At 60.9% G+C, this 15,336-nt stretch carries 11 protein-coding genes; all 11 read right to left on the bottom strand.

Features of this window, described 5'->3' with window-relative positions:
- Positions 1–23: 23 nt before the first annotated feature.
- Positions 24–1,040 (bottom strand): class I SAM-dependent rRNA methyltransferase, encoded by a 1,017-nt coding sequence (locus FIV38_RS20440; RefSeq protein ID WP_092233373.1) that lies wholly within the window; start codon positions 1,038–1,040, stop codon positions 24–26.
- 171 nt (positions 1,041–1,211) lie between these two features.
- Positions 1,212–2,081 carry an oxygenase MpaB family protein gene (locus FIV38_RS20435; RefSeq protein WP_029298961.1) on the bottom strand — a complete coding sequence of 290 codons (870 nt, stop codon included), beginning with the start codon at positions 2,079–2,081 and terminating at the stop codon, positions 1,212–1,214.
- Positions 2,082–2,097: 16 nt separating this feature from the next.
- On the bottom strand, positions 2,098–4,035 hold the full coding sequence (acs, locus tag FIV38_RS20430; RefSeq protein ID WP_092233376.1) for an acetate--CoA ligase: 1,938 nt from the start codon (positions 4,033–4,035) through the stop codon (positions 2,098–2,100).
- A gap of 125 nt (positions 4,036–4,160) precedes the next feature.
- On the bottom strand, positions 4,161–5,825 hold the full coding sequence (pgi, locus tag FIV38_RS20425; RefSeq protein WP_029298957.1) for a glucose-6-phosphate isomerase: 1,665 nt from the start codon (positions 5,823–5,825) through the stop codon (positions 4,161–4,163).
- A 348-nt stretch (positions 5,826–6,173) separates the two neighbouring features.
- Positions 6,174–7,028 carry a pantoate--beta-alanine ligase gene (gene panC, locus FIV38_RS20420; RefSeq protein ID WP_029298955.1) on the bottom strand — a complete coding sequence of 285 codons (855 nt, stop codon included), beginning with the start codon at positions 7,026–7,028 and terminating at the stop codon, positions 6,174–6,176.
- The gene (panB, locus tag FIV38_RS20415) at positions 7,025–7,825 is read right to left on the bottom strand and encodes a 3-methyl-2-oxobutanoate hydroxymethyltransferase (RefSeq protein ID WP_092233379.1); all 801 of its coding nucleotides are present in this window, start codon (positions 7,823–7,825) and stop codon (positions 7,025–7,027) included. The genes panC and panB overlap by 4 nt, the downstream gene beginning before the upstream one ends.
- 322 nt (positions 7,826–8,147) lie before the next feature.
- A complete protein-coding gene (folK, locus tag FIV38_RS20410) occupies positions 8,148–8,630 on the bottom strand; it encodes a 2-amino-4-hydroxy-6-hydroxymethyldihydropteridine diphosphokinase (protein ID WP_092233383.1) in 483 nt (160 codons plus the stop codon).
- 5 nt (positions 8,631–8,635) lie between these two features.
- Positions 8,636–10,033, bottom strand: a complete 1,398-nt coding sequence (locus tag FIV38_RS20405) for a polynucleotide adenylyltransferase PcnB (protein ID WP_029298948.1) — start codon at positions 10,031–10,033, stop codon at positions 8,636–8,638.
- Positions 10,034–10,745: 712 nt separating this feature from the next.
- Positions 10,746–12,173 (bottom strand): sigma-54-dependent transcriptional regulator, encoded by a 1,428-nt coding sequence (locus FIV38_RS20400; protein WP_029298946.1) that lies wholly within the window; start codon positions 12,171–12,173, stop codon positions 10,746–10,748.
- Positions 12,174–12,195: 22 nt separating this feature from the next.
- Entirely contained in the window at positions 12,196–15,150 is a 2,955-nt protein-coding gene (locus FIV38_RS20395) for a sensor histidine kinase (protein WP_029298944.1), read from the bottom strand.
- A complete protein-coding gene (locus FIV38_RS20390; RefSeq protein ID WP_003176118.1) occupies positions 15,134–15,310 on the bottom strand; it encodes a hypothetical protein in 177 nt (58 codons plus the stop codon). The genes FIV38_RS20395 and FIV38_RS20390 overlap by 17 nt, the downstream gene beginning before the upstream one ends.
- Positions 15,311–15,336: the final 26 nt, after the last annotated feature.

The following is a 15,336-nucleotide window of genomic DNA, read 5'->3' as shown; positions in this document are numbered from 1 at the left end:
AGGCCAAGCATTTCAGGACAATCCTACAGTTGCAGGATCAAGGTCTTCAGTGGGGGCTGTTGGTCTTGTGAGGGAAAGTCTGCACCGGGTGTCATCACTTTCCAGTCGCGTACAGGTCGGCCGGCCTTTTCAGCGCAGCGCAAGACCTGCTCGCGCCAGTCGTCCATGCTGACTTTTGCCAGGTTGTTGCAGCAGATCAGCACGCCATCTTGTGCGGTGGCCAGCAATGCCGGCTTGAGCAGGCTCTGGTAGTCACGCAGCAAGTCCACGGTCCCAAAGGCGCTCTTGGCCCAGGCCGGCGGGTCGAGCAGCACCAGGTCATATTGACGTGGTTCCAGGCGCGGGTAGCTCGGCAGTTTTTGCCCGCGACGCTGGGTGATCGGCAGCCCGGCCAGTTGGCGGATGGCCGGAAAGTAATCGGACTGTACAAACGTCATGGGCGGCAATTGTGGGTTCAGGTCGCCGTTCTCGCGGCCGACTGCCAGGTTGCCCTCGGCAAAATCCAGGTTGCACACCTCACGGGCCCCACCAGCCGCTGCGCTGAGGCCGACGCCGCAGGTGTACGCAAACAGGTTAAGTACGCTTTTGCCGGCACTGTGGGCCTTGACCCAGCCGCGGGTGTTGCGCAGGTCCAGGAACAGCAGCGGGTCCTGCCCAGGATGGCGGCCGCGCACGCGATAGTTCAGGGCCCACTCATGGCCGACCAGGTCTTCCAGGGCGGCGGGCTCGGCGCGGTATACGGTGTCTTCGCGGTCGATACGCGAGTTGCCTCGGGAGCGGTCGTTATAGACCAGCAACAATTCAAGCCCCAGGTACTGGTTGATCATCAGGTGCAATTGCAGCAGTGCATCGCTGTCCAGCGCCTGGTGAAAGCTCTGCACCATCAATTGCGGGCCGTAGCGGTCGATGGTCAAGCCGCCGGCGCCTTCCTGGCTGCCATGGAATAACCGATAGCAATCGGTGCCTTGGGCATGCAGCTCGGCGAGCAGGTCTTGGCGGTGATCGAGGGCGGCGCGCAGCGCCTGATTCAGGGACGACATGGAGCGCGCCTTGCTGGGGAATTTAAGCGCGCAAGTTTAACAGCTCCTGTGGGTCCCGGCTTTTACAGGAGCGGGCTTGCCCGCGAAAAACTCGACATCGCCGCGTTTCTTCAGGCGTGTTGCGTCAGCGTTGACGATTTTCGCTGGCAAGCCCGCTCCTACAAAGCTGCGTTACAGCAGGCCCATGCGCCTGTGGGCGCGCTGCACCGAGCCGTTGCGCATTGCCCAGCGCAGCAGTGGCGCGCTACGCCTGACCCCAGTGCGGATCAGTTGGCGTTGCAGTGGGCTTTGTTGTTGGCCAAGCATGTCGTTGGCCCAGTCCGGAAGCAGATCAATACCCGCTTGCATCATCAGCGCGCCGAACGGCTTGGCCAGGGTGCTGGGTGCCGGGGCGTTGAGCAGCAGGCGCAGCACTTCACGGCTGCGTTCGTCACACAGCAGTTGTGGGCGAATCCGCTGCAGATAATCCGAAATTTCCTGCCGTGAGCGCGGCACATGCCGAGCTCCCAGCTGTTCGGCGATCAGGGCTATTTCGCTGTAGTAGCGGTCCTGATCCCTGGGCGATAAATCCGGGTTTTTGTAGCGCAGGTGCGCCGCGAGAAAGCTGCTGACTTCGGCGACGTGGACCCAGGTCAGTAACTCGGGATCGCTGGCCGCATAAGGACGCCCGTCAGGCGCATGCCCGACCACTTGCAGGTGGATGGTGCGCACCTTTTCGATCAGCCATGACGCGTCGCGGCGCGAGCCAAAGGTGGTACCGGAAATAAACTGCGAAGTGCGGCGCAAACGCCCGAGCATGTCCTGGCGAAAATTCGAATGGTCCCACACGCCGGCCAACGCCAGGGGATGCAGCGCCTGCAACATCAAGGCGCTGATGCCACCGATCAGCATGCTGCTGAAGTCACCATGGACCTTCCAGCTTACCGAGTCCGGCCCGAACAGCCCTGGGTCGCCCTTGGGGCTCTCCAGGTCCAGATTGCCGAGGGACAGGCCCGTCAGGCTCATCAACTGGGATTCGATACGGTTGCGCAGAAATTCCATGGTGGCTTGGGGGTTCCTATCGGTTCAGGCGTTTGTCGATCAGGCCGTCGACCACGCTCGGATCGGCCAGGGTCGAGGTATCGCCCAGGCTGTCCAGCTCATTGCAAGCGATCTTGCGCAGGATACGTCGCATGATCTTGCCTGAACGGGTTTTGGGCAAGGCCGGCGCCCATTGGATCAGCTCGGGCTTGGCGAAACTACCGATTTCCTTGCTGACCAGTTCCAAGAGGTGCTTTTTCAGCTCGTCGCTGGGCTCGACGCCATTCATCGGCGTGACAAACGCATAGATGCCCTGGCCCTTGAGGTCATGGGGATAGCCGACGACGGCGGCCTCGGCCACCTTGTCATGCAGCACCAGCGCGCTTTCCACCTCGGCGGTGCCGATGCGATGGCCGGACACGTTGATCACATCGTCGATACGCCCGGTGATCCAGTAGTCGCCATCCTCGTCGCGCCGCGCGCCGTCGCCGGTAAAGTAGTAGCCGGGGTAGGGCTTGAAGTAGGTATCGATCATCCGCTGTGGGTCGCCATACACGCTGCGGATCTGCCCCGGCCAACTGGACTTGATCGCCAGGACGCCACTGCCGGCGCCGTTGATTTCCTTACCCTGTTCGTCGAGCAATACCGGCTGCACCCCAAACATCGGTTGGGTGGCGCAGCCAGGCTTGATGCGCTGGGCGCTGACCAGCGGGCTGAGCATGATGCCGCCGGTTTCGGTCTGCCACCAGGTATCGACAATCGGGCAGCGCTGTTCGCCGACGGCATTGAAATACCACTCCCAGGCTTCCGGGTTGATCGGCTCGCCGACACTGCCGAGCAACCTCAGGCTGGCCCGGGATGTGTTCTCCAGCGGGCCATGGCCCTCACGCATCAGGGCCCGCAAGGCGGTGGGCGCGGTGTAGAAGATATTCACCTGATGCTTGTCGATCACCTGCCAGAAGCGCGAGCTGTCCGGGTAACTCGGCACGCCCTCAAACATCAGGGAGGTGGCGCCATTGGCCAGTGGCCCGTACACGATATAGCTATGGCCCGTGACCCAGCCGACGTCGGCGGTGCACCAGAACACCTCGCCCTCGCGGTAGTCGAGCACGTACTTGAAGGTCATTGCCGCTTGCAGCAGGTAGCCACCGGTGGTGTGCAACACGCCTTTGGGCTTGCCGGTGCTGCCGGAGGTATAGAGGATAAACAGCGGGTCTTCGGCATCCATTGCCTCGGGCGGGCATTCGCCGCTGACCGCGTCAACAGCCTGTTGATACTTGAGGTCGCGCCCCTCGGTCCAGGCCACCGCAGCGCCCGTGCGTTCCACCACCAGTACCGTCGTGACATTTGGGCAACTGGCCAAGGCCTTGTCGACATTCTGTTTCAGTGCCACGGGCCTGCCGCCGCGCACGCCTTCATCGGCAGTGATCACCGTGCGGCAGTCGGCATCCAGAATGCGGTCGCGCAAGGCATCCGGTGAAAACCCGCCAAACACCACCGAGTGCACCGCGCCAATCCGCGTACAGGCCAGCATCGCGTAGGCGGCCTCGGGAATCATCGGCATGTAGATACACACCCGATCGCCTTTCTTCACCCCACGGCTTTTCAGCACATTGGCCAGGCGGCTGACGTTTTGATGAAGTTGGCGGTAGGTGATTTTGGAAGATTTTGCAGGATCGTCGCCTTCCCAGATAAAGGCCGGCTGATCGGCACGTTGCGCCAGGTGCCGGTCAATGCAGTTATAGCTGACGTTCAACTGGCCGCCGGCAAACCACTGGGCGGCGCCGGTGTGGATATCGCAGTGCTGGACGGTCTGCCAGGGCGTGATCCAGTCGAGCAAGGCCTTGGCCTGTTCGGCCCAGAAGATATCGGGGTGATCGATGGATTGACGATAGAGGCGCTGATAGTCCTCTTGGCCCAGTTGTGCGGCACGGCGCACGGCATCGGCATGGGGAAACTGGCTGATATCGAACATAAGGGATCCCTCTTCTTGTTATAGATACAAGAGCTCAAGGCTGACCCTTGTGCAGGAGCTGGCAAGCCAGTTCCTACACAAGGGCGCTTGTGCAGGTTCAATCCCTGATTGTAGTGCCGATCACTTCAACCGCGGTGACGACCACGGAAGTAGTTGATCAGGCCCTGGGTCGAGGCATCTTCGGCCGAGGTTTCCTCAGCGCCTGTCAGGCGGTTGTAGACGCCTTTGCCCAGCTCCTTGCCCAGCTCAACGCCCCATTGGTCAAAAGCGTTGATGCCCCAGATAACGCTCTGCACGAACACCTTGTGCTCATACATCGCCACCAGTGCGCCGAGGCGTCGCGGGCTGATCCGTTCGACCACCAGGGTGTTGCTCGGGCGGTTGCCAGGGATGACTTTGTGTGGCGCCAGTTTCTGTACTTCTTCCTCGGCCATGCCTTTGTCACGCAGCTCGGCTTCGGCTTCGCTGCGGGTCTTGCCGAGCATCAGCGCCTGGCTCTGGGACAGGCAGTTGGCATACAGCCACTGGTGATGGTCGGAGACCGGGTTGAAGCTGACGATCGGCACAATGAAGTCGGCCGGGATCAGTTGGGTGCCCTGGTGCAGCAACTGGTGGTAAGCGTGCTGGCCGTTGCAGCCCACGCCGCCCCAGATCACCGGGCCCGTGTCGACCGCAACCGGCTTGCCGTCCTGGCGTACGCTTTTGCCGTTGGATTCCATGTCCAGTTGTTGCAGGTGCTTGGTGATGTTGCGCAGGTAGTGGTCGTACGGCAGGATCGCATGGCTCTGAGCGCCCCAGAAATTGCCGTACCACACACCCAGCAGACCCAGCAGCACAGGCATATTCTGCTCGAATGGGGTGTTCTGGAAGTGCTGGTCCATGGAGTAGGCGCCAGACAGCAGTTCCTTGAAGTTGGACATGCCAATCGCCAGGGCGATAGGCAAGCCGATGGCCGACCACAACGAGTAACGGCCGCCGACCCAGTCCCACATCGGGAAGATATTCTCTTCACGGATACCGAAGGCCACGGCCGCCGCGTTGTTGCTCGACACGGCGATGAAGTGGCGATACAGCTCGGCTTCCGAGCCACCCTGGGCCAGGTACCAGGCGCGGGCGGCCTGGGCGTTTTTCAGGGTTTCGAGGGTGTTGAAGGATTTCGACGAGACAATAAACAGCGTGGTCTCGGCGCGCAGCTTCTGGGTGAGTTCGTGGAACTCACTGCCATCGATATTCGCCAGGTAATGGCAGCGCACACCTTTGTGGGCGTAGGACAACAGCGCTTCAGAGACCAGCTCCGGGCCGAGGAACGAGCCACCGATGCCGATGTTGACCACGTCGGTGATTGGTTTTTCGGTGTAGCCGCGCCACAGGCCATCATGGATGCGGCCCACCAGATCGGTGATCTGGTTCAGCACCTTGTGCACGTCGGGCATGATGTTGGTGCCGTTGACCGACAACTTGTCGCCCACCGGGCGGCGCAGTGCAGTGTGCAGCGCCGGACGACCTTCCGAAGAGTTGACCGGCTCGCCGTCGAACAGCGCCTTGATCGCACCTTTGAGATCGACTTCGTTGGCCAGGCCCACCAGCAGGTCGCGTGTTTCAGGGGTAATCAGGTTTTTCGAGTAATCGAGGAACAGCCCGCAGCTGCTCAAAGTGAACTGGGTAAAGCGCTGGGGATCGGCATTGAACGCTTCGCGCATGCTGAAATCCTGCATGGCCTGGCGATGTTGATTGAGCGCTTGCCAAGCGGGCAGAGCGGTAACGTCATGGGGAGTGCGGTAGTACGCCATCGCTGCGGGTTTCCTTTTTATTGCTGGGACTGCCTTTAGGACACTTCTAAACCCGGAACGTCCAGTCTTGTATCAAGGATTGGGTTCCAGACAGCGCTTACTATAACGCCGGGCGATTACATTAAACCTAGCGTGTCGATATGTCTTGGCTTTGTCTGTGCAGAGGCCGGTACTTTTTTATACCGGGGCCTGAGGGGGGCTACCAAACCACTGTGGGAGCCGCTTTGTGTGGGAGCGGGCTTGCCCGCGATTGCAGACTGTCAGTCGATGCATTTGTCGCTGACCCGACGCCTTCGCGGGCAAGCCCGCTCCCACACAAGCCTTTCCTACAGTGGAGTATCGCCAGGATCAGGCGGGGAGCGTGAGGTGCAGGTTGTCGATCAGCCGGGTCGCGCCCAGGTAAGCGGCAACGAGGATCACCACATCACGATCCTCGACAGTTGCAGGGCGCAGGTGCTGGCCCTGGCGAACTTCCAGGTAGTCCATCCGCAGGCCGGCGGCCTCGATGTGCTGGATCTGTTCGGCGCGCAGTTTGGCAAAGTCGCGGTCGCCGGCTTGGATCGCGGTGGCGATCTGGCAAAGGCTGCGGTACAGCACCGGGGCGATGGCGCGCTGTTCTTCGCTCAGGTAACCGTTGCGCGAGGACAGCGCGAGGCCGTCCTCGGCGCGCACGGTGGGTTCGCCGATAATCTGGATCGGCATGTTCAGGTCGCGCACCATGGCGCGGATCACCGCCAGTTGCTGATAGTCCTTTTGCCCGAATACCGCCAGGTCAGGCTGGACCATGTTGAACAACTTGCTCACCACGGTCGCCACACCCTCGAAGTGGCCCGGACGGCTGGCGCCGCACAGGCCTTCGGACAATTGCGGCACGCTGACCCGAGTCTGCACGGTCATGCCGCCGGGGTACATCTCGTCAACCGTAGGGGCAAATAGCAGGTTGCAGCCTGCCACCAGCAGCTTTTCCTGGTCGGCGGCGAGGGTGCGTGGGTACTTGTCCAGGTCTTCGCCGGCGCCAAACTGCAGTGGGTTGACGAAAATGCTCGCCACCACGAAGTCGGCTTGCTCGGCGGCGCGGGTTACCAGCGTAGCGTGGCCGGCATGCAGGTTGCCCATGGTGGGCACGAAGCCGATGCGCTTGCCGGCGCTACGCGCGTGGGTGACGGCGGCTCGCAGTTCGCGCAGGGTTTTGACGGTGTTCATGCAGAGAATCCGTGTTCGATGCCTGGGAAGGTAACGGCTTTGACTTCGGCGACATAGGTGCTCAGTGCAGCCTGGATGTTGTCCTGGCCGGCCATGAAGTTCTTCACGAATTTTGGTGCGCGGCCGGTGAGGTTCAGGCCCAGCATATCGTGCAGTACCAGGACCTGGCCGTCAGTCGCGCTGCCCGCACCAATGCCGATCACCGGGATTTTCACCGCCTGGGTGATTTCTTGCGCCAGTTCGCTTGGCACGCATTCGAGTACGATCATCGCGGCGCCAGCCTGCTCCAGGGCGATGGCATCGGCACGCATCTGCCGCGCCTGGGCTTCATTGCGGCCCTGGACCTTGTAGCCACCGAGGATGTTCACCGACTGTGGCGTGAGGCCCATATGCGCGCATACCGGCACGCCGCGTTCAGCCAGCAGGCGGATCGACTCGGCGAGCCACACGGCACCTTCCACTTTGATCATATGTGCCCCGGCCTGCATCAGCTTGCCGGCGTTCTGGAACGTCTGCTCCAGCGTCGCGTAACCCATGAACGGCAGGTCGGCGATGATGAACGCGCCCTCGTTACCGCGCTTGACGCTGGCGGTGTGGTAGGCGAGCTCATCGGTGGTGACGGGGAGGGTGCTGTCATTCCCTTGAAGAACCATGCCCAGGGAGTCACCTACCAGTAACACCTCGACGCCGGCCTGGCAGCAGGCCTGGGCGAACGTGGCGTCATAGCAGGTCAGCATGGCGATTTTTTCACCTTTGAGTTTGAGGCTCTGCAAAGTGGTCAGGGTAATGTCTGGCATGAAAAGGGTCCTCGTTCAGGCGCTTGGAAACAGCGAGTAACGCGCGTGAGTCTTCGTTTATACAGGCGCACTTTCTTCAGAGCAGTGCTTATAAGGCCTGGATTGCGCCCTTCAGCGCCGGGTTGGCGGCAGCGGGACGCCTATAGTCGTGAGGAGGACTCGGGAAGTCAATTGGATGTGTTACCGCATTGTTACGAGCGGGGTGTTACCGCTGTTACTGATGCGATTGTAGGAGCGAGCTTGCTCGCGAAGAACATCTAGACAACGCGTTTAATCAGGCCGCCTGCATTTATATTGACGATTTTCGCGAGCAAGCTCGCTCCTACAACCGCAGGCGTTCGAGGCCGACGAACGGGCATTCGCCGAGCACTTCGCTGAGTAGGCGGCCGTCAGGCAGTTTTAAAGTGGACGGCGCCAATTCGGCAAGTGGATAGAGCACAAAAGCCCTTAGATGCATTTGGTAATGAGGCACCTTGAGGCGCGGCTCGTCGATCAGGCGATCACCAAACAGCAGGATATCCAGGTCCAGGGTGCGTGGCCCCCAGCGCTCAAGGCGTTCGCGGCCCTGATCGTTCTCGATGGCCTGCAGCGCATCCAGCAGTACCAGCGGCGCAAGCGTGCTGTCCAGCGCCGCCACGGCATTGGTGTAGCGCGGCTGGCCGCTAAGCAGGGAATCACTTTGATAGAAGGCAGAAACACCCGCGAATGTGGTGTTCGGCAATTGCGCCAACGCCTTGAGGGCGTCGCGCAACTGCTGTTGCGGGGCAGCAAGGTTGCTGCCCATACCGATGTAGATACGCTCCACCGTGCTTATTCGCCAGAGGTGTCGGCGGCACTGCGCTTGCGTTTGCTGCCACTGCTGCGGCGGCGTTTCTTCGGCCCGTCGCCAGTGGCTTCGCCTTTGCTGCTGAGCTCACGGATCATCTCGCGACGTTCGCTGTCATTGGCGTCCTGGTAGTCGGTCCACCATTCGCCCAGGCCATCGGTCTGCTCGCCGGCGCTTTCGCGCAGCAGCAGGAAGTCATAGCCGGCACGGAAGCGCGGGTTGTCCAGCAGCAGGTCGGCACGTTTGCCACTGCGGCGTGGCAGGCGCTCCTGCATGTCCCAGATCTCGCGGATCGGCATGGTGAAACGCTTGGGGATCGCGATGCGCTGGCACTGTTCAGCGATCAGTTCGTGGGCGGCTTCCTGCATCGCTGGAATTGGCGGCATGCCACGGTTCTGCAGGCGCAGCACCCGGGCTGGCAACGCAGGCCAGAGCAGGGCAGCAAACAGGAAGGCCGGGGTCACCGGTTTGTTCTGTTTGATCCTAAGGTCAGTGTTGATCAAGGCTTCACTGATCAGGGTGTGGGTGTACGTCGGGTTGTGCTCCAGTGCATCGGCGCTGGCCGGGAACAGTGGGTCGAACAACTGCAGGTCCACCAGCATTTCGAACGTGTCGGCGGCATGCCCGGACAGGAACAGCTTGAGCACTTCTTCGAACAGGCGCGCCGAGGGGATTTCCCGCAGCATCGGAGCCAGTTCGCGAATCGGCGCGGCTGTGTGTTTCTCGATACCGAAGTTCAGCTTGGCGGCAAACCGCACGGCCCGCAGCATGCGCACCGGGTCTTCCTGGTAGCGCTGCGTGGGGTCGCCGATCAGGCGGATCAGGTGATTGCGGATATCGTGCACGCCGTTGGCGTAATCGAGGATGCGCTCGCTGACCGGATCGTAATAGAGGGCATTGATGGTGAAGTCGCGACGTTGCGCGTCTTCTTCCAGGGTGCCGTAAACATTGTCCCGCAGGATGCGTCCGCTTTCGTTGCGGGAAGATTGGTTGCTGTCTTCCTCTTCATCGTTTTGCGGGTGGCCCGCGCGGAAGGTCGCGACCTCGATGATCTCGCGACCAAAGTGGATATGCACCAATTTGAAGCGCCGGCCGATGATCCGCGCGTTGCGAAACTCGGCACGCACTTGTTCAGGCGTGGCGCTGGTGGCGACGTCGAAATCCTTTGGGGTGATGTTGAGCAACATGTCGCGCACGCAGCCGCCGACCAGGTAGGCCTGGTAGCCAGCGTTCTGCAGGCGTTCGACGATGTTCACCGCATAACGGCTGAACTGGGCGCGCTGCAGCGAATGTTGATTGCTGTTGAGCACTTCAGGCGTGCTGCGAATGTGTTGCGTACGACGCAAGGGGGAACGGAATGACTGGAACAACTTCTTCAGCATGGGATGCACTGTTTGAAGGAATGTTCGGCCATAACGAAGAATGACCGCATGATGGGCCGGGATTCTAGCATTTAGTCAGGGGATGGTGTAGGAACTAGCTGCAAGCCGTGAGCCAGATGCTTAAATGAGGCCGGTTGACGCTCAAATCGCAGAAACTACAAGGGGAGCCGAAGCTCCCCCAGAAAGTAGTTGCGTGCTCTATTTTTATTATTGATTTCGGGCTTCTTGTTTTTGTTGATCGCCCTCGTCATGAGATTTGACCTTCATGACACTCCCAATCGGGAGTCAAGAGCAAACGGATTGCTTTGGTCGCTGTGTTGCGATGATCAATGATCCAACCAGTTCAGGCTCTGCCTTAGGGCAGTTTTTGTTGTTCTCGGCCTGGTTGCGGGGCAAGCCCCAAATGCAACGCCTCTCCAAAAGAATCAGTTAGCTGCGCCTCCGCCGTGTTGTTTTTATTGTGCGTGAGTCGATTCGTCTTATTTTTATTGTGTGTGTACGGTGCTTTTTATTGTTCTTGTACTAAGCATATAGCAGGGTGCGTGCCAACTTTTGCAAACCCCAGCAAAACAAGGGGTTTGGTGGGATCTGGTGGGTTTGGCGGGCATAAAAAAGCCGGGGCTTCGTTACCGTAAGCCCCGGCTTTTTGTTACGTGAATATCTGAGGTAACAGTTTTTTCACGTTTGGGGTGTTACCCCATGTGAGTTGGCCTCAGCTTTCGCTGGCAACCCCGGTCTTGCGCCTTGGAATGCCCAGGCGCTGGCGCCGCTCCCACAGGCATTTGCGGCTGACGCCCAATTTGCGCGCCAGTTCGGTCTCGGTCATGTGGTCCTGGTGTTCCAGGACGAAGTGCTGGAAGTAGTCTTCCAGGGACAAGTCTTCCGTGGGCTCATGGCTGGTGTTACTGCCGCCCTGTTGGGGTGCCAGGCCAATGAAGTCGTCATCGTCCAGGTCGCTCAGTTCGATGTCGATGCCCAAGAGCTCTGCGGAGATCTGCGGGCTTTCCGAAAGGATTACCGCGCGTTCCACGGCGTTTTCCAGCTCGCGCACGTTGCCTGGCCACGAATAGTGGCGGATGGCCTGTTCGGCGTCGGCCGCGAACGTCAGGTCGGTACGGTTGACCCGTGCGCTCTGGCGCAACAGGAACGCATTGGCAATCTCGTTGACGTCGGCGCCGCGTTCACGCAAGGCCGGCAGCTTGAGGGCGATCACGTGCAGGCGGTAGTACAGGTCTTCGCGGAACTGGCCGATCTTGGCCAGGCTTTTCAGGTCGCGGTGAGTCGCGGCGATCAGACGCACATCGACTTTTTGCGACTGGACCGAGCCGACCCGACGAATCTCGCCTTCCTGCAACACTCGCAGCAGGCGCGCCTGGGCTTCCAGGGGCAATTCACCGATTTCGTCGAGGAACAGCGTGCCGCCGTCCGCCGCTTCTACCAGGCCTGCGCGTCCGGCGCTGGCACCGGTAAAGGCACCTTTCTCATGGCCGAACAGTTCGGACTCGATCAGGGATTCAGGGATTGCCGCGCAGTTCACCGAAATCATCGGCGCCTTGGCACGCTTGGACAGGTTGTGCAGGGCGCGGGCCACCAACTCCTTGCCGGTACCGGACTCGCCCTGGATCAATACATTGGAGTCCGTGGGCGCAACCTTGCGGATCTTGACGTACAGGTCCTGCATGGGCGGGCAGGAGCCGATGATGCCGATTTCGCCATTGCTGTTGTCGACCCCGGGCTTGTCGCTGGCGGCCTTGCCGGCCGGCCGTTCCGCCGGGGCACTGCTGGCCGATTGACGATCACGCAGGATGCGAGCCACCGCCTGGAGCATTTCGTCGTGATCGAAAGGCTTGGCGATGTAGTCCACCGCGCCCATCTTCATCGAGTCGACGGCGGAGCGCAGGCTGGCGTAGCTGGTCATGATCAGCACCGGCGTGCCCTGGCCCAGCTTGATCAGTTCGGTGCCCGGTGCGCCAGGCAGGCGCAGGTCACTGACGATCAGGTCAAAGGTGGGAATGCTGAAACGCTCCTGGGCTTCCTGCACCGAGCCGGCTTCGCTGACCTGGTACTGATTACGTTCAAGCAGGCGACGCAAGGCAGAGCGGATAATGGTTTCGTCTTCGACGATCAAAATGTGCGGCATTGATTCAATTCTCTCGACGGTCTCAGTTCACAGCGGACGTCGCTTCGACATGACGCGGCAAGGTCACCCGAATACGGGTGCCGCGTTGGCTTTCGGTGTCAGCCGGGCTGTCGATGGTGATTTGTCCATAATGCTCTTCAACGATGGAATAGACCAGTGCAAGGCCCAGACCGGTACCTTCACCAGGGTCCTTGGTGGTGAAGAAGGGTTCGAACAATCGGTCCATGATGTTCTGTGGAATACCGCTGCCTTCGTCCTCCACGATCAGGTCGACCGTGTGCTCGAAAGCCTCGCTCTTGACCCTTACCGCACTGCCGGCGGGTGTCGCGTCGCGGGCATTGGACAGCAGGTTGATCAACACCTGGGCCAGGCGTTGTGAGTCGCCGACCACCCAGTGTTCCGGATCGCACAAGTTATAGAACTGTACTTCGAAATTGCGCCGGTTCAAGGCCAGCAGCCCAATGGCATCCTGGGCGACTTCGGCCAGGCACACGGCTTCATCGTGATTCTGGTGGCCGCCGGCATGGGCAAAGCTCATCAGCGATTGCACGATGCGCGAGACGCGTTTGGTCTGTTCGAGGATCTGCCCGCTGATTTCGGTGATTTCGTCGTCCTCTTCGCGCTCTTCGCGCAGGTTCTGCGCCAGGCACGCGATACCGGTGATCGGATTGCCAATCTCGTGGGCCACCCCGGCCGCCAGGCGCCCGATACTGGCCAGGCGCTCGGAGTGCACCAGTTTGTCTTCGAGCATTTGGGTTTCGGTCAGGTCTTCGACCAGCAATACCAGGCCACTGTTACCGGGGGCCAGGGGCTCGTCGATCGCCGCTTTGTGCAGGTTCAGCCAGCGCGTCTGGCCGTCGAGGGCCAGATGCTGTTTGTGCAAGTGTTCGTCCGGCAGGTTGATAAAGCCCTGCAGCAGTTCCTTCCACGGATCGGCGATGGTGGTCAGGCGCGAGCCCACCACGCGCTGGGCGGCGATGCCGGTAAGCTCTTCCATGGCCTTGTTCCACATCAGGATTTCCTGGTCCTTGGCCAGGGAGCAGACGCCCATGGGCAGTTCCTGCAGGGTCTGGCGGTGGTAGCGGCGCAGGGCGTCGAGTTCGGCGGCAAGGCCGGTGAGGCGCGAGTGGTAGTCCTCCAGCCGGCTCTCGATGAAATGGATATCTTCGGTGACATAGTTTTCGCCGCCGGCCTTGTAGGGCAGGAAAGTCTCCACCATGTCCTGGGACACGCTGGGGCCCATCAACCCCGACAGGTTGGCCTCGATGCGGTCGCGCAGGCGGCGCAGGGCGTAGGGGCGGCGCTCATCGAAGGGCAGGTACAGATCGCGCAGTGCCTGCTCCACTTCCTTTTGTGCGGCCTTGGCGCCCAGGGGCTTGGCCAGTTGGGTGGCGAACTCCTGGGGCGATGCCGCATGCAGTTCGCGGCGTTGCGGGCGGCGCACGTTATCCACCGCGCAGGCTTCGGCAGCGCTGGTTTCTTCGGGGCTGGCGTTGGTGAACAGGGAAATCAGGGTGAACATCAGCACGTTGGCCGCCAGCGAGGCGATGGCAGCCATGTGCCAACTGGTGTCATCCAGCACGTAGATCATGTTCAGCAGCGGGATATAGAAGCCCTGCAGATTGCCCACCAGCGGCAGCAGCATAGTCACCAGCCACACCAGGATCCCCGCCAGCAGCCCGGCGATGAACCCGCGTCGATTGGCGGTCGGCCAGTACAGCACCGACAGAACCCCCGGCAAGAACTGCAAGGTGGCGACGAAGGCCACGATTCCGAGGTTGGCCAGGTCCTGCTCGGCCGCCATCAGCAGGTAGAAGCCATAGCCGGCCATGATGATGGCTACGATCAGCGCGCGGCGTGTCCATTTCAGCCAGCGGTAGATGTTGCCTTCGGCAGGCGGCTGGTAAAGCGGCAGCACCAGGTGGTTGAGGGCCATGCCCGACAGCGCCAGGGTGGTGACAATGATCAAGCCACTGGCCGCCGATAAGCCGCCGACGTAGGCCAGCAATGCCAGGGACTTACTGTTGGCCGCGATGCCGATACCGAGGGTGAAATATTCCGGGTTGGTGGTGGCCCCCAGTTTCAGGCCGGCCCAGAGGATCAGCGGTACTGCCAGGCTCATCAGCAGCAGGAACAGCGGCAAGCCCCAACTGGCGCTGACCAGCGAGCGCGGGTTGAGGTTCTCGGTAAAGGTCATGTGGTACATGTGCGGCATGACGATGGCGGAGGCAAAGAACACCAGCAACAGCGTGCGCCATGGGCCTTCTTGCAACGGGGTGTGCAGGGCGGCGAGGGCGGTCTGGTTTTGCAGCAGCCACAGCTCGAGTTGCTGCGGGCCGTCGAACACCCCGTACAGCGCGTACAGGCCCACGCCACCGATAGCGATCAGCTTGATCACCGACTCGAAGGCAATCGCAAACACCAAGCCTTCGTGTTTTTCCCGGGTGGCGATATGCCGCGAGCCAAAAAAAATCGTGAACAGGGTAATCAGCGCACAAAAGCTCAGGGCCACCCGATGTTGCACCGGTTCATGGGTGAGGATGCTGATGGAGTCAGCCACGGCCTGGATTTGCAGGGCCAGCAGCGGTAGTACGCCGATCAGCATGAAAATGGTGGTCAGCGCGCCGGCCCAGGTGCTGCGAAAGCGGAACGCAAACAGGTCGGCCAACGACGACAACTGGTAGGTGCGGGTGATCTTCAGGATCGGGTACAGCAACACCGGCGCCAGCAGGAAGGCCCCGGACACCCCGAGGTAGCTGGAAAGAAACCCATAACCGTACTGGTAGGCCAGGCCCACCGTACCATAGAACGCCCAGGCGCTGGCATACACGCCCAGCGACAAGGTGTAGGTCAGCGGGTGGCGAATGATCGCCCGCGGGATCATTCCACGCTCACTGATCCAGGCCACCCCGAACAGCGCCGCCAGGTAGGCGGCGCTGATCAGCAGCATCTGGGTCAGGCTAAAGCTCATCGGCATCTTTTTGGCTCTGCAGGATAAAGGTCACGACGATCAGGATCAGCCACAGCAGATAGGGGCGATACCAGGCGCCCGTGGCGTCGATCCACCAGTCCATGATGGCGGGAGAAAACAGGTAGATCCCGACGACCAACAGCAGGACCAAGCGATAGATGTACATGTTGGCCTCTGATTGAAAAACTGCGG

It is taken from the genome of Pseudomonas proteolytica (genome assembly GCF_007858275.1).
Lineage (GTDB): Bacteria > Pseudomonadota > Gammaproteobacteria > Pseudomonadales > Pseudomonadaceae > Aquipseudomonas > Aquipseudomonas proteolytica.
Note: the sequence above shows the minus strand (reverse complement) of the source record. Positions and strands in the feature narration are given on the sequence as shown.